This window comes from Ruminococcoides intestinihominis, from assembly GCF_040096285.1.
GTDB classification, from domain to species: domain Bacteria; phylum Bacillota; class Clostridia; order Oscillospirales; family Acutalibacteraceae; genus Ruminococcoides; species Ruminococcoides intestinihominis.
In genome coordinates, this window is the sequence record NZ_JBBMEY010000021.1 from 1 (window position 1) to 22,452 (window position 22,452).

Here is a 22,452-nt window from a genome sequence, read left to right on the forward strand (position 1 = left end):
TCTTTAGACGAAGCTAGTAACATAGCCTTTAAGGCGTTAAAAGAAAAGCCACCGGCTAAGCCGGTGGATATTTACTAATGTATTATATTGTAAGTTTTTTTACTAAATATTTATCAAATAAATTAAAAGTGTTATGTTACAGATCAACACATTGTATTATTTATATATTTATGCTATAGTTAAATTATATAAAATTATTATTATAAGGAATATATTGTTATGAATGATGATTATAACAATGACTATGACTTTGAGGATGAATTTGATTTTGATGAAGAAGAAATAGATTTACCCGAAGATGTGATTTATCTTAATGAAGGTGCAGATGCATACAATAAAAAGGATTATGAAAAGGCAATTAGCCTTTACGAAAAATCAGCAAGTTTGGGTAATGTAACTGCACTTAGCAATTTAGGATACTGTTATTATTATGGAAGAAGTATTCCGGTTGATAAAGAAAAAGCAAAATCTTATTGGGAAGAGGCTGCTATCTTTGGAGACATTCCTGCTGTATATAAACTAGGTAATATGTATAGAAATGGTGACTTGCCAAAGAGAATTGAGTATTCTCATAAACTATACAGAAGAGCATTTGAAATGGCACTTAATGACCGTGATAATTATTATGCAGCACCTGATGCTATGCTTAGAATGATGAAGTACTATCCTGATGAATTGGGGGAATATGGTGATAAATTGGCTATATCCTTAAAATGTATTCAAGGTATCAAAAAGCGTATTGCAGAGGGCGATCAATATTCTCAAAAAGTCCTTCAAGATGCAAAAGAATGCTTATTAAAAATTATTGATGAATAGAATATCAACTAAATAAGGTGTACCTATGGAAAAGATAAAAATTGGCACAATAATATAAAAATTGGTTTTTACTAGACTTATATTTTACGCTATTTAAGCCCTAGGTTAAGGGATAATCTAGAACTTGCTTTACTTGATATTTATGAAGGTAGTGCCAGTGTTCCATATTATTCAGAAAGACTAAAAGATAGCGACAAAGTCGCAAAAGCACTTATAGACACAGATAATAAATGGAAAATTTGCTATATGTCCGACCGTATCCGAAAAAAGTATAATATATATTAATGAGTTTGTTTTTTACAATATTTAATTCTATCCATATAACTAATATTACTTTTTAAATAGAATATACAATAATTATCATTAAAACTAATTTAAGATGACAGTAACCCTTATTAATAATGATAAGGGTTACTGTTTTAGTATATAAAAATATTAATATGATTGTGAGAAGATAATTTTACAATCTAGTTCAATGTTACACATTATAATTAAGATATTCTGGCAATTTACCATCTATTTGATACTGTAAAAATAGATAGAATAGAATGGGTGTTGCCATTATATCGGTATTTCTGTTTGAATAGCATTCCCAACAATTACTGCAATTCTCAATAACAATTCTTCCATCACTAATCATTTTATTGTAATCTACATGAACCGGAATTCGTTTTATGATTAGTTTTTTTCTCCCACTAGGCATCTTTTTCATTTTTTCATGAATTTCTGGTTCAGCAAAGCAGTTCCTAGCAATGGTAATTATCCCATCACATATATGTTCTTCATTGTAGTACCTTGCATCATTCAAATTATAACTACCAAATTCGTATATGACAGTTTCACTATCTTCCAAAACTAATTTAACAAATGCACCTATACCTCTACTCATACTGCACTCCTATTATGTAATTATAAATAATTTATTAGTTATTCATTCAGAATACTATGTGCCATACAGAAAATTTAAATATATTTAAAGTATAAAGTATTATAAAAGTGTAGTCAAGATAAAAGTGTAGTCAAGAAATCATTTTATTCTATAATTTTTTATGTAATGTGTGATAAATTACTACTTAAAACTAAACTAATAATTGAAAATGTGAAATAAGTGTGCTATTATAAGTATGATAGTTAAAAAAGACTGAACAGGTAAATAATACTTTAAAATTTATATTAAGTATAGATAATAGAAGAAATTGTTAATGGTGAGAAAATGGATGCTAAAAATGAAATGATTATTATTAAAGGAGAAATTAAAACATCTGATGTGCAATCATGTAAGTATAATAATGCTACAAACAAATGGGATGTAGAATATAATAGTGGAAGAGTATATTCATATGGCAAGCATAATGTTAAAGTCTTGGATAATCCTGTAGAACTTAACCCTAAATTATATAAAATAGTAAAAGATGGTCGAGATTTTTATAATATCGATAAAATATACAAATTTAGTGATTCAAATACTTCATATTATCATATTTGTTTTAAAAATGGTTTTGATAGGGATTATTGTGAGAGTGATTTGAAAATTACTGAGTCCTGCTTCAATGATGAATCATCTGTAAATATTTTCAATTATCTAAAACAGATATCAAAGTTTTGTAAAATGGGTTCAGATGAAGATCTGTTATATAGCAGATATGAAAAAATAGAATATGTTGGCGATGATACTGCATTAGCTAAATATTTAAATCCTACTAAATATAAAGATAGTCCGGTAAATAATGAGTTTAAACCTATATTTCCATTTGGATGTAATAATAGTCAATATAAAGCAGTTAAAAGAGCAATGGAAAATCAAATTAGTGTTATTCAAGGTCCTCCGGGAACAGGAAAAACACAGACAATACTTAATATTATTGCTAATATTTTGATGCAAGGTAAAACTGTACAAGTTGTATCAAATAACAATTCTGCAACTGATAATGTTTATGACAAATTGGCTTCAGAAAAGTATAGTTTGGGTTTTATTGCTGCTAAGTTAGGTAACAGTACTAACAAAGAGAAATTTATAGAGAATCAGAAATTAGAATATCCTGATTTTTCAACATGGAAAAACGATAATTCTTCAGAACTAAGAGAAAATATTGTTTCACAGTCTGCAAATATAAAAGATATTTTCGATAAGCAAGAAAAGTTGGCTGAATTACGACAGGAAATTTCTCAATTACAAATAGAACAGGAATATTTCAATAGACACGCTAAAGAATTAAATGTGAATATTGATAATATTAAGTTTAGAAAGAAGTTATCTTCTACACAATTGATGTCTTTATGGCAAGATGTTCAAATTATCTCTGATAAACAGAAACAAATTGGCTTTTGGTTTAAAATAAAAGCTCTCATAAAATATGGAATTACTGATTTTAAGTCATATAAACAAGATATTTCAGACTTTATTATAATTATTCAGTCTATGTTTTATAAAGCTAAGTACTTAGAAATTCTTAATAATATAAAAGATATTGAAGAATTTCTAAAAAGTATTAGTGATAATAATATCAAAGAATTTACTGATAATTCAATGATTGTTTTTAAAGATTACTTAGCACAAAAATATGAAAATCGTAGTAGAAAAAGATTTACTGATAAGGATTTGTGGTTAAAATCTGAGGAGTTTTTAATGGATTATCCGATTGTTTTAAGCACAACCTTTTCGTCAAGGAGTAGTCTTAATTCTAACACTGTTTATGATTATCTAATTATTGATGAAGCCTCTCAAGTTGATATTGCAACAGGCTCATTAGCTATCTCTTGTGCGAAAAATGTTGTAATTGTGGGTGATACTAAACAATTAGCTAACATTGTACCACCTAAATTAAAACCTCAAGTTGAGAGTGTTTTTAGCAAGTATAATATAGATAATGGCTATAAGTTTACTAATAGTTTTCTTCAATCTATATTGGATGTGTTACCAAATGTACCTCAAACAACATTAAGAGAACATTATAGGTGCCATCCTAAAATTATAGAATTTTGCAACCAAAAGTTTTATAACGGTGAATTAATTATAATGACAAAGGATAATGATGAGAAGGATGTTTTACTTGTTAAGAAAACAGCTAAGGGAAATCATGTTCGTGATCACTATAGTCAACGACAAATAGACGTAATAAAACAAAATATTATTACCGAATATTCTCTTGATGCTGATGAAACAGGTATTATATCTCCTTATCGTAATCAAGTGAATGCGTTAAATAATGAGATAGGTCAATTTGAAATTGATACTGTACATAAATTTCAAGGCAGAGAAAAAGATAATATCATAATTTCAACTGTTGATGATGAAATTTCAGATTTTGTGGATGACCCGAATTTATTAAATGTTGCAATATCTAGAGCGAAGAAAAGATTGATGATTGTTGTAACAGGTAATCCGCAGAAAAAAGAGCGTATTATTACTGAATTGATTGATTATATCAATTATAATAATTTTGAAGTTTCAGATAGTAATGTTTGTTCTGTTTTCGATTACTTATACAGTCAGTACAAAGATGAGAGAGATGAGTATCTGAAAAAACATTCGAAAATTTCTATGTATGATTCAGAAAACTTGATGTATTCTTTAATTAAGGATATTATTGCTGATAATAAATTTTCAAGTTTAGGTGTAATTTGTCGCATTCCGTTGAGAATGTTAATTCGAAAATTTGACTTACTTAGTGCTGAAGAATATAAATACGCAATGAATACTTCTACTCATTTAGACTTTTTGATATACAATAAAATTACCAAGAAACCTCTGTTAGCAATTGAGGTGGACGGCTATGAATACCATAAAGAAGGTACTGCCCAAGCTGAAAGAGATAAGTTGAAAAATAACATAATGAATACTTGTCATATTAAATTGTTAAGATTTAAAACTAATGGTAGTGGCGAAAAGGAGAAGATAATTTCAACTATTAAAACACTACTTTGAATTTGAATAATTAGGAGACACTTTAGTGCTAAATTACGGAAACTTAAATGATGTTGAATTTGAATATCTATGTCAAGATATTATGCAGGAAAAATTGGGAATAGAAATACATCACTTTGCAGTTGGTTGTGATGGTGGTATAGATTTATGTGATAATGTACATACAAAAAATGTGATTGTACAAGTAAAACACTACTATAATTCTACTGTTGCACAACTTATATCATCCTTAAAAAATGAGTTAAAAAAAGTTAAACTATTAAATCCAAAACATTACTATGTATGTTGCTCGAAATCCTTAACACCTAAGAGAATAGAAGAAATTTATAATTTGTTTTCTGATTTCATGGATTCACCATCCAATGTTATTACATTGGATGATATTGATGGCTTTCTTACAAATGAAAAAAATATAAATGTTTAAAAAAAACACTATAAATTATGGATTGAGTCAACTGGAATTTTACAAAATATAATAAATAGTGAAATTTTTATTGACTGTGAAGTGTTACTGTCATCTATAGAAAATGATAAGAAATTTTTTGTACAAACTCAAGCATTTTATAAAGCACTACACTATCTTGAAAATAACAAGACTTTATTTATTGTTGGAAATCCTGGTGTTGGTAAGACAATTACTTCTAAAATGTTAGTTTTGTACTATGCAGCAATTAAATATAAAGTAAGATACACAACTAATACTACTGATTTACAGTCATTGAAAAAATCTATATCACAAAACCCAAAAGAAAAAGAAATTATTCTTATTGATGATTGTTTTGGCCAGGCTTATTTCCAGATGAAAGATAGCCAAAATGAAGAGTTGCTTTCTTTAATAAAATATATTAATTTATCAACTAACAAACGTCTTATATTAAATTCTAGGGTTACTATTTATCAAGAAGCTAGAGAGCGTAGTTTGGAACTTGTTAAAAGTTTTGATAATGATGAATGTAAAGTGTATATCATAGATATGAATAATATATCAGATATAGAAAAAGCTAAGATTCTTTATAATCATTTAGTATTTAACAATGTACAAAAGGAATACTTTGATGATATAAAAAAAGACAAAAGATATTTAAAAATAATTAAACACAAAAATTACAATCCTCGTATTATTGAATTTATATGTAATCCACGACACTATGAAAATATTAAATCAAATTCCTATTATAATTTTATTCTAAATCATTTAAATAATCCAAAAGAAATTTGGAAAGATGAATATGAGAGAAGACTGCAAAAAACTGACAGAATATTGCTTTCTACTATCTATTCTTTTTCTGATTTATATACTGATCTAGATTTGATTAGAAAAAACTTTGATAAGAGATTATCAACTGAAACAAATATTGATATTACTGTTAATCAATTTGAATCTTCTCTTACACGACTATTAGAGGGTTTTGTTATTTTAATTGATATAGATAAAACTAAAAAAATTTCTATGGCGAATCCTTCAGTTAACGATTATTTGGATGGATTTTTAAAAGAAAATCTTCTTGAAAGAGAAATGTTAATAAAAAATGCCACACATATTCAACAGATAAAACGATTAATGACAAACTCGGAATATGAAGAATGGGGACAAACTGTTATTAAGGAGCATACTATAAATAATATTGATTTTATAAATAAGGGACAAAAGAATGCAATAATAACATATTTTATATCAAAATATGGTATATTAGATACTGAATATTCGGATATAATTAATGAATTTTTATTAAACCCATTTAATGTGATTTATCGTGTACATGTAGATATATCTGTGAAAGATATAATTGAACTTCTTTTTAATGATGAAAAAACACTTGAATTTTACAATATTGTATCTTATTTATCTTTACCAAATAATCTTAAAACATTTTATAGACATTTTGATATTGAAGATTTATGTGATATAATAAATTTTTTAGATAGTTGTTTTAATAAGCCTTATCGAGAAGAATTTATTAAGTCATCTATTGACTCTTTTAAATTTGCTATTGAGAGTTTTTGCGATGATGTTGATGTTGATGATTATAGTCCTGATGTTGAATATGCTATTGATTTAGCAACTTCATATACTTTATATGAGAAAATAGTTGATAATGACGATGCTGAATCATACATTGAAGATGAGGTAATTGAACTTGTTAAAGATAAGATATATGATATGGTAAAAAATTTACCTGCTGATGTTATTATAGATTCTAATTATGTAGAAAATCTTGATATTAATGTATATGGCGCATATAATTTGGTTGATTCTTATATTGAGGATGAAGATTATAATGAAGAGTATAAATATTATAATAATTCATCTGATAATGATGATTCAGAAATTGATTATATGTTTAATAGGAAATTCTAATGATTTATAGTAAATTTAATAGCCATTGGCAAATAAAATAACCTTTATTATTATAAGCCTTTTAGTAAATTATAAGATACAAATTTTTTTGCAATAGTTCAAAAATAGTTTTAAATATGGTGAATGAATAACTATTTTATAATCCAGATAGACTAATTAGTCTGTCAAACAAGAATAAAGATAAATTTTATGGAAAAATCTATTTGATTTTTAATCATTGTAACTAAATGTTTTTCTATGTTTGTGAAAGATAAGCACTACTATTATGATGCTGATGAAATAATAACATGATTTAAATTAAATAATAGGCTCAATATTAGTTGTTTATAAAAGAATTATTTAAGCAAGTTGAAAATAACATCAGTTACTCCAAATAAAGTTCACTTAAATAATTGTTAATATAGATAAATATATTATCAATAATTTGTAAAATTTTATACTAGAACTACAAATAATAATGTAGTATAATTACCTTATATGTCAAACTTTAGTTTAAAATGTTAGGAGAAATAATTATGATAAACAAAGATGATTTTATGGACTATGTGGGCTATCGTAATACGGTAGTTGAAGAAAAGATTGAGGAATGTTTGTCTGAAATAAGAAGTGGAAAAACTGAAATATCTGTTGATAGAGGTGATCTAACAGATTCTGAATTAGAATATCTTTATCAGGAACTGGATAAGCGTCTAAAATAACACTGTCAATCATTATTGAATACTTAAAGTATTAATATCTTTGGAGGTAATTATGGAAGGTGGATTATTAGGAAAAATCAAAATTAGTAATATTGAAAATTCAGAAGAACTTTTTGACTATTTGTGTGATGTTAGTGATTCATTCGCTAGAATGCTGGATGAAAATGACCTTGAATACGATCAAATTGAAGATTCTGCTGAGCTTTATATGAGTGATGATGCTTTCTTTTGTGTATCATTAAATGAATTTGTTGATTATATCAAAGATACCGTGAGTGAATTTCCATCACTCACATTAGAAAGTGAAGTGACTACTTATGATACATGTGCTGATAGAGATTTTAAAATATTGTATTCTGATAGAAAAATTAAGATTCTTTGGGCTGACGATTACTACTTTAGCTTGATTCTCGTCAATTACGAAGATTATGTTTCTTTATGTGCCGATTACAATGATACCAATGTGCTAAGTGAAGAAGAATGGAATGTTCAAAATGAAGAGAGTAATGAATGGTACGTTATTGGTGATAGTAAAGTTAGTCATAAATTAGATTTTAAATTTCACACTTCACGTGTGATTAAAATTAAGCCAAAGGAAGATAGGCTTAAAGATTTAGCTGAAAGGGACTTTGTTGAAGATAAACTCAATTTAAGTGAGTTAGGAGTTACAGAATTAACAGAAGGCTTAACTATTGATGGTGACCTAAAATTAAGAAATGCTTCAATTACTAAATTACCCCAAAATTTAACTGTTAAAGGTGACCTTGATTTAATTAGTTCAAAAATCACCAAATTACCGGAAGGCTTAACTGTTGGTGGCAGCCTTGATTTAAGTGGTACAAAAATCACCGAATTACCGGAAGGCTTAACTGTTGGTGGTAGCCTTAATTTATGGGATTCAAATATTACCGAATTACCGGAAGATTTAACTGTTGATGGCAACCTTAATTTATGTAGTACAAAAATCGCCGAATTACTGGAAGGTCTAACTGTTAATGGTGAACTTGATTTAAGTAGTTCAAAAATCACTGAATTACCGGAAAGTTTATCAGTTGGTGGTGACCTTGTTTTAAGTTATACAGAAATCACCAAATTGCCGGAAGGTCTAACTGTTGGTGGCAAGATAAAACGTTTTTGATAAAAAGGAAAAAGAGTTTATTGATAAAATTGACTCTGCTTTAAGCGATGAAATTAAGGCTTTAATTGCTAATACTGATAGTGCGATTGAATCCTATATTTAATTATTTTGCATTAAATGTTAAATATACTAAAGAGGCAAACGCTTCTGTGAAAATTATAATAGTAAAATCCCTCCTAATGTTATACATTGTGAGGGATTTTTTGAGTTTTATTATATAAGTTCCAAGTTTGAGGCTTCATTCATAATTTTTTCAGGACTCCATTCCCTAATATCACTAAGCATTGTGTGTGTGGTATGGTAGAATTGAGCTCCGGTATTGTAGTAATCGATCAATTGATTCTGAGCATATTTGACAACCTCTTTGTACTCTAATTGCTCCTTATCTAATCCTTGTTCTAAATTTGAATTTTTAGAATTAGGTTTACAACAAACGCCATCGCTTTTTGTAAAATCATACTTAACATCTTTCGGATTATATGTTAGATCATTATTATTTATGTCTAAATAAGCAGAAGAAGAAGCCTCATCTAAAAAGTAAGAAATTGCCTTAGATGCTAATGAGTAAGTCATATATAGGTTTTGTTTAGCTCTGGTAACTGCAACATAAAATAATTTTCGTTCATCTTCCAAACTACTTTGATATTTTGTTTTGTTTTTCTTGAATACACCACCGAGTACATGATAATATCTTTTTCCAAGAAAACCTAAAGTAGGAAATTCCCTTTCATTAAGTCTTGGGATAAATACCGTATTGAATTCCAAACCCTTTGCTTTATGGATAGTCATGATTTGAACATTATCTGCATTTGGATCTTTAGGCTTGAAATTGTAGTATTTGTATTCATTTATAGCGTCTGTACCAAGAAACTTAAGTACACCATTAATTCGGGCAGATAGTTGCCCGTCTCCGTATATTTCATCATAATCATCAAGTATTTTTGAAATACCATCAAGATCAATATGTCTTGTTTCAATATCGTTGGCTGTTTCATCTAGAAATGCTATTTTATCACAAAAGTCTCGAATAATTTTGCTTAATGGAAGATTACCTCCTCTTGCACAACTTCGTAAAAATTTAAATCCTATATTAAAATTTGTTCTTTCAGCAACATCTTTCCAACATTCATATAGTTTTGCTTTATCAATATCAGTTAGGATTTGTAATGTTATGACGAATCTATTAAAGTAATTTCCAGAAAAGAAATGTTCAGTGCTATCTGTTTCATATGGAATATTTGCATCATCAAGTATATTAGCTATCGAATTAATAAATTTTCCTTTTCGAACAAGAATAGCGATTTCTTTATAGTGAATACCTGAGTTGTGTAATTTAATAATTTTTTTAGCAATTCTATTGAATTCATCTATTTCATCAAAACATCTTTCTGCTTTAATATTTCCGTTAGATTCATTAACTGTGGAAATCATTTTCTTGCTTATTAGACGCTTATTATTTTTAATTACATTGTTTGCTACATCAACTATTCCTTTAGCACAACGAAAGTTTTTATCGAGATGAACTTGATGAACATCAGCATATCGTTCAGAGAATGAAATCATATTGTTTGCGTTGCTTCCACGAAATTGATATATAGTTTGATCATCATCCCCAACAACACATATATTAGTTCCATAATTTGCTATGTGAGAAATAAGCTTTTCTTGTAAATCGTTCACATCTTGATATTCATCAACCACTAAGTATTTAAGCGTTGACAAATATTTACCAACTTCGGGATTAGACTCAATCTGTTTCACTGTTTCAAAAATAATTAAGCTAAAATCTATGTAGTTGTTACTGTATAAGAAATTTGTGTATTTATTAAGTACATCACGCTGTTCCTGTGACCAATTATCTGAATTCTCATAGTCATCTATCATTTTTTCAATACATTGCAAAAATAAATTAATATTAAAAGAGTATGGCTCAAGATTAAGATCGCTCATTCCACATTCTTTAAAGTTCCTCTTCACAAATAAATGACTTTTCACAGAATCAAGAATTTTAAAGTTGTCAAATTGTTTTGTGTACTTTGTTAATAAATTATAGCAAAAACTATGTATTGTACCAATATACATAGTTTTAATATTAGCTGATAATTCAGATCCCAATGCTCTCACAATTCGGTTTTCCAAAGATTCTGCTGCTTTATTTGTAAATGTAAAAGCAACTATGTTTTCCGGTTTGATGTCCTGTTTGCTATGTAAAATATTAGCAATTCGACGTGTTATTACTTCTGTTTTACCGGAACCAGCGCAAGCAATAATTTGTAAGTTATGATCTATTTCAGAAATAGCTTCTTGTTGTTTAGATGTTAAATTTATTTTCTTTTCCATATTACTCACCATATTCTTTTAGTGCATCATATAGTTGTTTATTGACCTCTGCTTTTTCTAAAGCTGTTTTACCTTCACGAATGGAGAAGTATGTCAACAAATATTCACGGGTATTGTTATCAAAATCAAACTCTTCAGAAGTTTCAGCTGCTAAATCAAGAATATCATAAAATTCGTTCTTTATTTCATTCATACCGGAATATCTTGCTGCTCGAGAAATAAGTTTTGCTTGATTCCCTAATGCACCGGTAGAAACCAATATATCGCTACCAACAAATTCAAAAAATTTTTGCATAACTAAGTCAACATCTTCTGCATTTTCAATTGCAGAAAGTTCAATACCAGATTCTTTTGCAGCATTTTTTATAGTTGCTTTACCATCCCAAGGACGGACTAACTGTTGAAACTCATCAACAATTAACTTATTACAAACCTTTACTGCTGCAATTTGATAAATACTTTTTGCTGATGAAATACTGAACGATTCAGAACACCAAAAAGCACAGTAGTTGTCAAAGTTATCTTCAAAACATTCATTAATTGGAGAAAAATCATTCTCATTAACTTTCTTTGGTTTTAGTGTGATTCTTGGATATTTTATACCTTTTTTATCGTAGAACACTGCAACTGCTCTTCTTCGTTCTTCTGTAATAGGCCAGTATGGCTTTTTAGTGCGATATCTATTTGTATCGCTTTTTTGCTTTGATAATTTAAAAATTAATTCATTAGGTTCATACATCATAAAGGATTTATAATTATCGCCTTTGCAAAGAATAAGCCCTCTATCAGCAATAGTATCAGATAAATCATATTCACCTATCATTGAGAAATACTTAGCAGCAATCATGTACAGTTCACAACATAGATTTTTATTCTCAACAATAATATTACACCATTTTTGCGGTTTTATAAAATCATTTGGAATATAACTATCAATTAAATTGTACAGTATATTTTGAGTACGAATATCATTTATATCTTGAGATTGTATGAAGTGAATTGCTTTCTCTTCAAATTGAACATCCCTACACATTTTGTAGTACAAACAATAATAAAAATCAGTTATTCCTGAATCAAACATTTCAAGTAATTCAGGTATTATATTTCGTTCAGCATACTTTTCTGTGAGTCCATTAGCAAATTCCATTATATTCGGATTGGAACATTTTTCTTGATTATAAAATCTTATTTCATTGAAAATTTTATCTAGAATATCAGGATTTTGACAACAACTACAAAGATAATGGTCTGTTGTTGTACCACAATTAAGACATTTCATTTTATATCCTCACTTTATTAATTTTTTAAGAAATATACATTTTTGCATTATTATAAAGCATAATTTAATAAAATACAATGTTGTTATGTGATATAAAATTATGAAACAAAGAATGTTTGTAAAATAGGCTCATTTTTTAGTATTTGCAATTGTAGATATGTTTTATAAGATTATTTGAAAGGGGAGACTTTACTGTCCCATTATTGGGACTTATCATTAAAATTTATGTGAAATTATTTACATATTGAGTATATTATTGACAAAATTAATCTTTTATTTTATAATGTATTATGTTGAAATGTACAAAATATGTGCGCTAATTGTTTGATTTTAGTATTTAAGGAGCATAGTATGGATATGAAGATGTTTGACAATGTAAATGAAATTGTTCGTGATGATTTAATATTGACGATAACTAAAGGCAGCAAATTGTCGATTGCTGCATCATGTTTTTCTATGTATGCCTATAAAGAATTGAAAAAACAATTAGAAAATATAGATGAATTTAGATTTATTTTTACTTCACCAACTTTTATTAAAGATAAAGCTAAAAAGCAAAAGAGAGAATTTTATATTCCAAGGCTAAATCGTGAAAATAGTCTTTACGGTACAGAATTTGAGATAAAACTTCGTAATGAAATGACCCAAAAATCCATTGCAAAGGAATGTGCTGATTGGATAAAGAGGAAAGCTAAATTTAAATCAAATACTACAGGTGAGTATATGAGTGGATTTGTCAATGTTGTTGGCAAAGAAAACACATTTACATATATGCCTATTAATGGATTTACAACGGTCGATATTGGTTGTGAGCGTGGAAACAATAGTTACAATATGGTTAGTCGTATAGCTAATTCTGAGTCTAATTCTGAGTCTAAATCATTTATTGAACTATTTTATGAGATATGGAATGATAAAGAAAAACTTCAAGATGTTACTTCAATGGTTATAGAAAATATAACAACTGCTTATAACGAGAATTCCCCTGAACTTATTTACTTTATTACATTGTATTATGTCTTTAATGAATTTCTCGAAATAAATATGAAGGTATGCAGGTATTTTATTAAGTCATTTTGATGAAAACTAAAACACGGAGGTAATAATAGATGGCAAGAACTGCTAAACCAAAGAAAGAGATATCAATGGAAGAAGCACTTTGGAAAAGTGCTGATAAATTGAGAGGTTCTGTTGAGCCTGCTGAGTATAAGCATGTTGTTCTGAGTTTATTTTTTCTCAAATTTGCCAGTGACAAGTTTGAGGAATGTCGTAATAAGATTATTGAAACACACGGCGAAAAGTATGTGGATATGAAGCCGTTTTATACTCAGGAAAATGTATTTTATCTTCCTGAAGAAAGTCGTTGGAAGTATATTATTGAAAATGCAAAGCAAGATGATATTGCTTTAAAAATAGATACGGCACTTTATACTATTGAGAAAAATAATCCAGCATTGAAAGGGGCATTGCCAGATAACTATTACTCCCGTTTACATATTGACACAGCAAAGTTGGCTTCTTTGCTTGATGAAATCAATCGTATTAATACTGATGATAAAGAGAATGACATTATCGGTCGCGTATATGAGTATTTCCTTAGTAAATTCGCCCTTGCAGAGGGAAAGGGTAAAGGAGAGTTCTACACGCCAAAGTGTATTGTAAACTTGATTGCTGAAATGCTTGAGCCCTATGATGGAATACTGTATGACCCTTGTTGCGGTTCGGGTGGTATGTTTGTACAGTCTATCAAGTTCGTAGAAGCTCATAGCGGTAATAAAAAGAAAGTGTCTATTTACGGTCAAGAATACACAAATACCACATTCAAATTAGCAAAAATGAATTTAGCTATCCGTGGTATCTCTGCTAACCTTGGAGAAATGGCTGCTAATACATTTACCAATGACCAGCACAAAGATCTTAAGGCAGATTTCATTATGGCAAACCCTCCTTTCAATCAAAAGCAGTGGAGATATGCTGATGAATTAGTAGATGACCCTCGTTGGAATGGATATGAGGTTCCGCCGACAAGCAATGCAAACTACGGCTGGATACTGAATATTGTTTCCAAACTTTCACAAAACGGTGTAGCTGGTTTCCTGCTTGCAAATGGAGCATTATCCGATGACGGTACAGAGCTGAAAATTAGACAGCAACTTATTGAAAATCATTTAGTAGAAGCGATTATTATTCTTCCAAGAAATCTTTTCTATACTACTGATATCAGCGTTACCCTTTGGATACTCAATAAGAATAAAAAAGCTCGTGTTGTAGAGCAGAACGGAAAGCTCAAACGCTATCGTGACCGAGAAGATGAAATACTCTTTATGGATTTACGACAGATGGGCAGTCCTTATGAGAAGAAGTACATTGAATTGACAGAGAAAGATAGAGCTAAAGTTACAAGTGTATATCATAACTGGCAGCAGGAAGGCTATGAGGAAACTTATGAGAATGTGCCGGAGTTTTGCTATTCTGCTTCCTTTGATGAAGTAAAGGAAAAGGGATTTACTCTTGTACCGAGCAGATATATTGAGTTTATCAACCGTGATGAAAACATCGACTTTGATACAAAAATGAAGTCGTTGCAGGGAGAACTCAAAGAACTTCTTGTTCAAGAGAAAAAATCAAAATCAGATTTGCTTGCTGTATTTAAGGAGTTGGGATATGAAATCGAATTATGATATTTTAGGAAACCATATCCGACTGATTGATACTCGGAACAGAGAAAGCATAACAGACAGAGTTTTGGGAATTAACATAGACAAGTTCTTTATGCCGTCGGTTGCAAATGTCATTGGTACGGATTTGAGTAAATATAAACTGATAACAAAAGGAAAGTTTGCGTGTAATCCAATGCATGTTGGTCGTGATGAACGACTTCCGGTTGCATTGTATGATGAAGAAGAACCTGCTATTGTTTCTCCAGCGTATTTTATGTTTGAGGTAGTAGATAACAGCATTTTGAATGAAGATTATCTGATGATGTGGTTTCGCAGACCGGAATTTGACCGTATTTGTTGGTTACATACTGACGGAAGTGTTCGTGGTGGGATTACTTGGGATGATATTTGCAGACTGGAATTGCCTATCCCACCTATTGAAAAACAGCTTGAAATAGTGAACAGTTATAAGGCGATTACGGAGAGAATTACTTTGAAGAAAAAGATAAATGATAATTTAGAAGCAACTGCTCAAGCGATTCTTCAAGATAAAATCTATTCTAACGGAATTGAAACCACCGTAGATAACCTAATTAACTTATTTGATAGTATGCGTAGACCTCTTTCAGGCTTAGAACGCAGCGAAATGAAACATACCTATCCATATTACGGCGCAGCATCACTTATGGATTATGTAGACAATTACATTTTTGATGGTGTTTACGGTTTACTTGGCGAAGATGGAACGGTTATGGATGATAATGGTTATCCAACTATGCAATATGTCTGGGGCAAGTTTTGGGTAAATAATCACGCTCACATCTTTCAAGGAAAAAACGGATACTCGACAGAAATGGTTTATCTAATTTTGAAGAACACCATTGTTCGTAATGCCGTTACTGGAGCTGTTCAATTAAAAATCAATCAAGAGAACCTTAGAAAACTTTCTGTTGTAGTTCCTTGTGATGATAACCTAACTGAATTAAACATTTTGATTGATAAGGTGTTCTTGTCCATTCGTGAAAATAGAACAGAAATTCAGTATTTGATAAATCTCAAAGATATATTGCTTGCAGAACTGTCCGATTAAGCCGCTAAATTATCATTTACAATAGAACTCCCATCAGTGGCGGGAGTTAAAACAGAGGACTGCCACTGGTAGTCGTTCTCTTAAAAACAAAAGGAGAATTGACTATGAAACAGAATTTAATCACCGATGTTATTCAAGGAATGTTACCTTACTTGAATAACGCACAGACAGAAAGATTGCAAGAGGTGTTACAACATACACTTTTTGATTATGAGGTAACAAAGACAGAAAAGGATAAGGAATTTTCAGAGCAGAATTTAGTAGAGTCTTTCTTATCAGCAAAGCGTATTGAAGGCTGTTCTGAAAAAACCTTGAAATACTATAAAGCAACGATACAGTCAATGCTTGATGGTATTGGAAAAGGTATTAAATACATTGTAACTGATGATATTCGTTGCTATTTGACTGAGTATCAAGCTAAGAAAAAATCCAGTAAAGTTACGATAGATAATATAAGACGAATACTTTCCAGCTTTTTCTCTTGGCTTGAGGACGAGGATTATATTTTGAAAAGTCCGGTCAGGCGAATACACAAAATCAAAACCGGTTCGAATATTAAAGAGACTTACTCTGATGAAGCATTGGAACTTATGAGAGATAACTGTACAGAACTCCGAGATTTGGCAATGATTGATATGCTGGCTTCAACGGGTATGCGTGTCGGAGAAATGGTGTTACTAAATCGTGAGGATATAGATTTTAACGAAAGAGAGTGTGTTGTTTTTGGTAAAGGGGATAAGGAGCGAATAGTATATTTTGATGCAAGAACAAAAATACATTTGCAAAATTATTTAAACAGCCGAAATGACGATAATCCGGCACTTTTTGCATCATTACAATCTCCATATAATCGAATGAATATCGGAGGAATTGAAGTAAGACTGCGACAGCTTGGCAAGCGGTTGGGACTAAATAAGGTACACCCTCATAAATTCAGGCGAACACTTGCGACAATGGCAATAGACAAAGGAATGCCAATAGAGCAGCTTCAGCAGCTCTTGGGACATAGAAGAGTAGATACGACATTGCAATATGCAATGGTAAAACAAAGCAATGTAAAAATTGCTCATCGAAAATATATAGGATAAGGCGGTATTTTAATGTATAGAACGATAGATGAATTAGTTGAAAAGGTTGATGAGAGAAATACAGAAAATAAGATTTCCAAACTTATAGGTGTAAGCATTGACAAGTGCTTTATAAAGTCTGTTGCAAATACTAACGGTACTGACCTTTCAAAATATAAAGTTATTAGAAAAAACGATTTTGCAGTCAGCTTAATGCAGGTTAGTAGGGATTCAAAGATACCGATTGCACGATTAGAGGATTATGATGTTGCGATAATGTCTCCGGCATATCCAATTTTCAGAGTTAAAGATACATCGGTCGTTTTACCGGAATACTTGGAAATGTGGTTTAAACGACCTGAATTTGACAGAGAAGCAGCTTTTATTGCGGTTGGTGGAGTTAGAGGTAGTATGCCTTGGGAAGAATTTGCAAAAATGAAATTGCCAGTACCGCCTATCGAAAAACAGCTAAAGATTGTGAATGCATATAAGATTGTTACAGACAGAATTGCATTGAAGCAAAAGATAAATGATAATTTAGAAGCAACTGCTCAAGCGATTCTTCAAGATAAAATCTATTCTAACGGAATTGAAACCACCGTAGATAACCTAATTAACTTATTTGATAGTATGCGTAGACCTCTTTCAGGCTTAGAACGCAGCGAAATGAAACATACCTATCCATATTACGGCGCAGCATCACTTATGGATTATGTAGACAATTACATTTTTGATGGTGTTTACGGTTTACTTGGCGAAGATGGAACGGTTATGGATGATAATGGTTATCCAACTATGCAATATGTCTGGGGCAAGTTTTGGGTAAATAATCACGCTCACATCTTTCAAGGAAAAAACGGATACTCGACAGAAATGGTTTATCTAATTTTGAAGAACACCATTGTTCGTAATGCCGTTACTGGAGCTGTTCAATTAAAAATCAATCAAGAGAACCTTAGAAAACTTTCTGTTGTAGTTCCTTGTGATGATAACCTAACTGAATTAAACATTTTGATTGATAAGGTGTTCTTGTCCATTCGTGAAAATAGAACAGAAATTCAGTATTTGATAAATCTCAAAGATATATTGCTTGCAGAACTGTCCGATTAAGCCGCTAAATTATCATTTACAATAGAACTCCCATCAGTGGCGGGAGTTAAAACAGAGGACTGCCACTGGTAGTCGTTCTCTTAAAAACAAAAGGAGAATTGACTATGAAACAGAATTTAATCACCGATGTTATTCAAGGAATGTTACCTTACTTGAATAACGCACAGACAGAAAGATTGCAAGAGGTGTTACAACATACACTTTTTGATTATGAGGTAACAAAGACAGAAAAGGATAAGGAATTTTCAGAGCAGAATTTAGTAGAGTCTTTCTTATCAGCAAAGCGTATTGAAGGCTGTTCTGAAAAAACCTTGAAATACTATAAAGCAACGATACAGTCAATGCTTGATGGTATTGGAAAAGGTATTAAATACATTGTAACTGATGATATTCGTTGCTATTTGACTGAGTATCAAGCTAAGAAAAAATCCAGTAAAGTTACGATAGATAATATAAGACGAATACTTTCCAGCTTTTTCTCTTGGCTTGAGGACGAGGATTATATTTTGAAAAGTCCGGTCAGGCGAATACACAAAATCAAAACCGGTTCGAATATTAAAGAGACTTACTCTGATGAAGCATTGGAACTTATGAGAGATAACTGTACAGAACTCCGAGATTTGGCAATGATTGATATGCTGGCTTCAACGGGTATGCGTGTCGGAGAAATGGTGTTACTAAATCGTGAGGATATAGATTTTAACGAAAGAGAGTGTGTTGTTTTTGGTAAAGGGGATAAGGAGCGAATAGTATATTTTGATGCAAGAACAAAAATACATTTGCAAAATTATTTAAACAGCCGAAATGACGATAATCCGGCACTTTTTGCATCATTACAATCTCCATATAATCGAATGAATATCGGAGGAATTGAAGTAAGACTGCGACAGCTTGGCAAGCGGTTGGGACTAAATAAGGTACACCCTCATAAATTCAGGCGAACACTTGCGACAATGGCAATAGACAAAGGAATGCCAATAGAGCAGCTTCAGCAGCTCTTGGGACATAGAAGAGTAGATACGACATTGCAATATGCAATGGTAAAACAAAGCAATGTAAAAATTGCTCATCGAAAATATATAGGATAAGGCGGTATTTTAATGTATAGAACGATAGATGAATTAGTTGAAAAGGTTGATGAGAGAAATACAGAAAATAAGATTTCCAAACTTATAGGTGTAAGCATTGACAAGTGCTTTATAAAGTCTGTTGCAAATACTAACGGTACTGACCTTTCAAAATATAAAGTTATTAGAAAAAACGATTTTGCAGTCAGCTTAATGCAGGTTAGTAGGGATTCAAAGATACCGATTGCACGATTAGAGGATTATGATGTTGCGATAATGTCTCCGGCATATCCAATTTTCAGAGTTAAAGATACATCGGTCGTTTTACCGGAATACTTGGAAATGTGGTTTAAACGACCTGAATTTGACAGAGAAGCAGCTTTTATTGCGGTTGGTGGAGTTAGAGGTAGTATGCCTTGGGAAGAATTTGCAAAAATGAAATTGCCAGTACCGCCTATCGAAAAACAGCTAAAGATTGTGAATGCATATAAGATTGTTACAGACAGAATTGCATTGAAGCAAAAGATAAATGATAATTTAGCGGCTTGATGAAAGACGAGTTGATAGTTGGTTTTGTAACTCAGATAACCTTTCCACTTCTGCAAAATTGGTTCTCATAGCCTTGATAAGTGGCTCAACTAAATTCATATAGTGTTTTTGAGCATCTTTGTCAGGTAAAAGAATAGGCAAATTTTTAATAGTTGTAAGACTCAGGTTAGCTTGAACCGCTTGTTGTGTGTTCTTTTTGTAAAACTCAACTTGCCATTCGCCAATAAAATAACTATAAAGCATTTCAGGAGAAATTTTGCTTGTTCTAATAATGGCAACTGCTTGATTTGTGTTAGCCGGAACGATAGAACTATCTACCAAAGCAAACTTTCCAAGTGTTCCTGCAATGGTAAATACAATATCATTCTCCAAAATTCGAGACCTTTTAAGTAGATTATCAGTTTCCTCATCAATATGAGCAAACATAGCCTTGTTGAAACTATGGTCATCGTTAATGCTTTCGCCTTTAATGAAGTTTATACCTGAGTCCGTGAAATCTTTTCCTAATGTTGTTGGTGTTGTTCCTTTGGTGACACATTTGCAAAGATCACCAAGAAGTTTATAACGCCAATTTTGAGGTATTTGACCGTATTCTGATTGCACAAATTCAGCGTTAGCGACTGCATCAAAGTCTAAAAACCACGACTTAAAAATGGTTTTAATAGTTGCCGCTAAATTATCATTTATCAAAGAAAGGATGAGAAGAATGCCCCGTTTACCCAAAGACTGTACAGCCAGACAAATTGGTGAAGAAGCTAGAAAATTAGTTCACTATAAGATTTCAAGTATAAATTGGGAGTTCCACGAATATACAGGAACAGATCACGGAATCGATTGTGTACTTGAATTAATTGAGAATGATGAATATCATAATAAGAAAATTGAAGGACAGATTAAGGGTACACAAAAAGCTATTAAGATGGTAACAAAGAATGCATTCTCATATTCTATGGAAAAACGAACCATTAACTATGGTTTAGGTTCATCTAATGCATTTGTTTTATTTTTAGTGGATGTAATAAATGAAACTGTATATTATCTTCCGATTCAGGACTACTTTATTGCTAACTCTAAAGAATTTGACAGATTAGAAAATGATAATGAAACAATGACCATACACATTCCTTGTGACAATACTGTATGTGACGAAGACTTTGATTTACAAGAAATAGCTAAAAGTATTTATGTTGGTGGAGCAACAAGGAATCTACATAAGGCAAATTAAACTATTAATTTATAATACAAAATAGGAGAAAAATATGATTACATTGAGACAAGGTAAAGCAAAAACTATTCTTGATAATTCGATTAATAGTGCTATAACGGCAGTTGAAACATATAATCGTCCTCGTACTAAGTTCAGAATAGAAAACTATATTATATTGATGGTTATAGCCTGGACTAAGCTCTTTCACGCATATTTTCAAACAACAATAGGAGAACGATATTTTTACAAAGAAAAGAATGGAAGATATAAAAAAATTGATGGTGAGAAAAAAGCTTGGGAACTAAAAGAATGTATAAAACAATATCAAAAGAATGCTGGTAGAGACAAGCTTTCCGATGGAGTTGTTGCTAACCTTAATTTTTTTATTGGAATTAGAAACAAAATTGAACATAGATATTGGGATTCTTCAACATTAGATATTTTACTTTTTGGAGAATGCCAATCATTATTATATAACTATGAAAATTTGCTTGTTGAATTGTTTGGAAATGATTATTCACTTAATATGAGCTTAGCCTATGCATTGCAATTTTCTCAAATAAGAGCAAATGAGCAGTTGACAGCACAAAGGGAACTTCTTTCAAAGGATATGCAAGATATAAAAAAATATATTGATAAATACAAAACTGACTTACCACAAGAAGTATATGATAGTCAAGAGTATAGTATTAAATTACTACAAATACCTAAAATTAGTAATACAAAGCGTTCTGATTTGGCTGTGGAATTTGTAAATTGGAATACAATAAGTGAAGAAGATAAAGAGAATTATAATAAAGTCACAGCTATCATCAAAGATAAAATCGTAAAGCATAATGTATCAAATGCAAATATGTTGAGGCCTATAGATGTTAGAAATGCTGTAAGGGAAAAAACAGGTGTAGAAATAAGTCAAAGTAATCACACGGATTTATGGAAGGCTTTTTCAGTTAGACCACATGCGAAATCAGAGGCTAAATTTGATACAATAACTAAATATTGTATATATGATGAACCTCATAATGATTATCTTTATACATCAGAATGGGTTGATTTTATAGTAAAATTAGTGTTGAAATTTGGATTTAACAAAGAAAATATACACAACAATTGTAAAAAAACACTAAAAATCGAGGATTTTGATTAG

General features: G+C 30.6%; 19 protein-coding genes. 15 read left to right on the forward strand and 4 right to left on the reverse strand.

All coding sequences use genetic code 11. The features are described 5' to 3' along the window. The first annotated feature begins 219 nt into the window (after window positions 1–219). The gene (locus WMO18_RS06665) at window positions 220–816 is read left to right on the forward strand and encodes a tetratricopeptide repeat protein (RefSeq protein ID WP_176816222.1); all 597 of its coding nucleotides are present in this window, start codon (window positions 220–222) and stop codon (window positions 814–816) included. Between the two features lie 478 nt (window positions 817–1,294). Here WMO18_RS06665 and WMO18_RS06670 read toward each other — a convergent pair whose 3' ends face one another. Continuing rightward, complete coding sequence (locus tag WMO18_RS06670) at window positions 1,295–1,705, reverse strand: hypothetical protein (RefSeq protein ID WP_176816221.1); 411 nt, start codon at window positions 1,703–1,705, stop codon at window positions 1,295–1,297. Between the two features lie 324 nt (window positions 1,706–2,029). On the opposite strand from WMO18_RS06670, the gene WMO18_RS06675 reads away from it, so the two are divergent. The 5 genes from WMO18_RS06675 to WMO18_RS06695 all read left to right on the forward strand — a co-directional run bounded on the left by WMO18_RS06675 (window position 2,030) and on the right by WMO18_RS06695 (window position 8,936). Next, on the forward strand, window positions 2,030–4,741 hold the full coding sequence (locus tag WMO18_RS06675; protein ID WP_176816220.1) for an AAA domain-containing protein: 2,712 nt from the start codon (window positions 2,030–2,032) through the stop codon (window positions 4,739–4,741). A gap of 25 nt (window positions 4,742–4,766) precedes the next feature. Then, window positions 4,767–5,165 carry a restriction endonuclease gene (locus WMO18_RS06680; RefSeq protein WP_176816219.1) on the forward strand — a complete coding sequence of 133 codons (399 nt, stop codon included), beginning with the start codon at window positions 4,767–4,769 and terminating at the stop codon, window positions 5,163–5,165. Between the two features lie 81 nt (window positions 5,166–5,246). Next, window positions 5,247–7,100 (forward strand): nSTAND3 domain-containing NTPase, encoded by a 1,854-nt coding sequence (locus WMO18_RS06685; protein ID WP_176816218.1) that lies wholly within the window; start codon window positions 5,247–5,249, stop codon window positions 7,098–7,100. Window positions 7,101–7,615: 515 nt separating this feature from the next. Then, window positions 7,616–7,798 carry a hypothetical protein gene (locus tag WMO18_RS06690; RefSeq protein WP_176816217.1) on the forward strand — a complete coding sequence of 61 codons (183 nt, stop codon included), beginning with the start codon at window positions 7,616–7,618 and terminating at the stop codon, window positions 7,796–7,798. A gap of 52 nt (window positions 7,799–7,850) precedes the next feature. Continuing rightward, window positions 7,851–8,936 (forward strand): hypothetical protein, encoded by a 1,086-nt coding sequence (locus WMO18_RS06695; protein WP_176816216.1) that lies wholly within the window; start codon window positions 7,851–7,853, stop codon window positions 8,934–8,936. A gap of 213 nt (window positions 8,937–9,149) precedes the next feature. On the opposite strand, the gene WMO18_RS06700 is transcribed toward WMO18_RS06695, so the two are convergent. Both WMO18_RS06700 and WMO18_RS06705 read right to left on the reverse strand, forming a co-directional pair. Then, a complete protein-coding gene (locus WMO18_RS06700; RefSeq protein ID WP_176816215.1) occupies window positions 9,150–11,276 on the reverse strand; it encodes an ATP-dependent helicase in 2,127 nt (708 codons plus the stop codon). 1 nt (window position 11,277) lies between these two features. Then, window positions 11,278–12,555: an exonuclease domain-containing protein gene (locus WMO18_RS06705; protein WP_367286469.1), complete on the reverse strand. Its 1,278-nt coding sequence runs from the start codon at window positions 12,553–12,555 to the stop codon at window positions 11,278–11,280. A gap of 351 nt (window positions 12,556–12,906) precedes the next feature. On the opposite strand from WMO18_RS06705, the gene WMO18_RS06710 reads away from it, so the two are divergent. The 7 genes from WMO18_RS06710 (at window position 12,907) to WMO18_RS06740 (ending at window position 20,098) form a co-directional block, all read left to right on the forward strand. Further along, window positions 12,907–13,635 carry a phospholipase D-like domain-containing protein gene (locus WMO18_RS06710; protein ID WP_367286470.1) on the forward strand — a complete coding sequence of 243 codons (729 nt, stop codon included), beginning with the start codon at window positions 12,907–12,909 and terminating at the stop codon, window positions 13,633–13,635. 29 nt (window positions 13,636–13,664) lie between these two features. Further along, entirely contained in the window at window positions 13,665–15,236 is a 1,572-nt protein-coding gene (locus WMO18_RS06715) for a type I restriction-modification system subunit M (RefSeq protein WP_211148332.1), read from the forward strand. A 172-nt stretch (window positions 15,237–15,408) separates the two neighbouring features. Then, window positions 15,409–16,305: a restriction endonuclease subunit S gene (locus tag WMO18_RS06720; protein WP_367286471.1), complete on the forward strand. Its 897-nt coding sequence runs from the start codon at window positions 15,409–15,411 to the stop codon at window positions 16,303–16,305. A gap of 104 nt (window positions 16,306–16,409) precedes the next feature. Then, entirely contained in the window at window positions 16,410–17,393 is a 984-nt protein-coding gene (xerA, locus tag WMO18_RS06725; RefSeq protein ID WP_211148330.1) for a site-specific tyrosine recombinase/integron integrase, read from the forward strand. Window positions 17,394–17,405: 12 nt separating this feature from the next. After that, on the forward strand, window positions 17,406–18,482 hold the full coding sequence (locus WMO18_RS06730) for a restriction endonuclease subunit S (protein ID WP_367286472.1): 1,077 nt from the start codon (window positions 17,406–17,408) through the stop codon (window positions 18,480–18,482). Window positions 18,483–18,586: 104 nt separating this feature from the next. Beyond that, window positions 18,587–19,570 (forward strand): site-specific tyrosine recombinase/integron integrase, encoded by a 984-nt coding sequence (xerA, locus tag WMO18_RS06735; RefSeq protein WP_211148330.1) that lies wholly within the window; start codon window positions 18,587–18,589, stop codon window positions 19,568–19,570. Between the two features lie 12 nt (window positions 19,571–19,582). Continuing rightward, on the forward strand, window positions 19,583–20,098 hold the full coding sequence (locus WMO18_RS06740) for a restriction endonuclease subunit S domain-containing protein (RefSeq protein ID WP_211148329.1): 516 nt from the start codon (window positions 19,583–19,585) through the stop codon (window positions 20,096–20,098). Here the strand turns inward: WMO18_RS06740 and WMO18_RS06745 are convergent. Then, window positions 20,087–20,788, reverse strand: coding sequence for a restriction endonuclease subunit S (locus WMO18_RS06745; protein ID WP_367286473.1), 702 nt, complete (start codon window positions 20,786–20,788; stop codon window positions 20,087–20,089). The two genes, WMO18_RS06740 and WMO18_RS06745, sit on opposite strands and share 12 nt — an antisense overlap. 16 nt (window positions 20,789–20,804) lie before the next feature. Here WMO18_RS06745 and WMO18_RS06750 point away from each other — a divergent pair, with 16 nt between their 5' ends. Then, entirely contained in the window at window positions 20,805–21,323 is a 519-nt protein-coding gene (locus WMO18_RS06750; protein WP_211148327.1) for a DUF4365 domain-containing protein, read from the forward strand. A 34-nt stretch (window positions 21,324–21,357) separates the two neighbouring features. Next, window positions 21,358–22,452 (forward strand): DUF3644 domain-containing protein, encoded by a 1,095-nt coding sequence (locus WMO18_RS06755; RefSeq protein ID WP_367286474.1) that lies wholly within the window; start codon window positions 21,358–21,360, stop codon window positions 22,450–22,452.

Excerpts from the sequence above, each read along its gene's own strand:
- WMO18_RS06750 (WP_211148327.1), top strand. The coding sequence starts at position 20,805 with ATGCCCCGTTTACCCAAAGACTGTACAGCCAGACAAATTGGTGAAGAA.
- WMO18_RS06710 (WP_367286470.1), top strand. The coding sequence starts at position 12,907 with ATGGATATGAAGATGTTTGACAATGTAAATGAAATTGTTCGTGATGAT.
- WMO18_RS06700 (WP_176816215.1), bottom strand. The coding sequence starts at position 11,276 with ATGGAAAAGAAAATAAATTTAACATCTAAACAACAAGAAGCTATTTCT.
- WMO18_RS06720 (WP_367286471.1), top strand. The coding sequence starts at position 15,409 with ATGCATGTTGGTCGTGATGAACGACTTCCGGTTGCATTGTATGATGAA.
- WMO18_RS06665 (WP_176816222.1), top strand. The coding sequence starts at position 220 with ATGAATGATGATTATAACAATGACTATGACTTTGAGGATGAATTTGAT.
- WMO18_RS06690 (WP_176816217.1), top strand. The coding sequence starts at position 7,616 with ATGATAAACAAAGATGATTTTATGGACTATGTGGGCTATCGTAATACG.
- WMO18_RS06675 (WP_176816220.1), top strand. The coding sequence starts at position 2,030 with ATGGATGCTAAAAATGAAATGATTATTATTAAAGGAGAAATTAAAACA.
- WMO18_RS06730 (WP_367286472.1), top strand. The coding sequence starts at position 17,406 with ATGTATAGAACGATAGATGAATTAGTTGAAAAGGTTGATGAGAGAAAT.
- WMO18_RS06705 (WP_367286469.1), bottom strand. The coding sequence starts at position 12,555 with ATGAAATGTCTTAATTGTGGTACAACAACAGACCATTATCTTTGTAGT.
- xerA (WP_211148330.1), top strand. The coding sequence starts at position 16,410 with ATGAAACAGAATTTAATCACCGATGTTATTCAAGGAATGTTACCTTAC.
- xerA (WP_211148330.1), top strand. The coding sequence starts at position 18,587 with ATGAAACAGAATTTAATCACCGATGTTATTCAAGGAATGTTACCTTAC.
- WMO18_RS06715 (WP_211148332.1), top strand. The coding sequence starts at position 13,665 with ATGGCAAGAACTGCTAAACCAAAGAAAGAGATATCAATGGAAGAAGCA.
- WMO18_RS06695 (WP_176816216.1), top strand. The coding sequence starts at position 7,851 with ATGGAAGGTGGATTATTAGGAAAAATCAAAATTAGTAATATTGAAAAT.
- WMO18_RS06740 (WP_211148329.1), top strand. The coding sequence starts at position 19,583 with ATGTATAGAACGATAGATGAATTAGTTGAAAAGGTTGATGAGAGAAAT.
- WMO18_RS06670 (WP_176816221.1), bottom strand. The coding sequence starts at position 1,705 with ATGAGTAGAGGTATAGGTGCATTTGTTAAATTAGTTTTGGAAGATAGT.
- WMO18_RS06755 (WP_367286474.1), top strand. The coding sequence starts at position 21,358 with ATGATTACATTGAGACAAGGTAAAGCAAAAACTATTCTTGATAATTCG.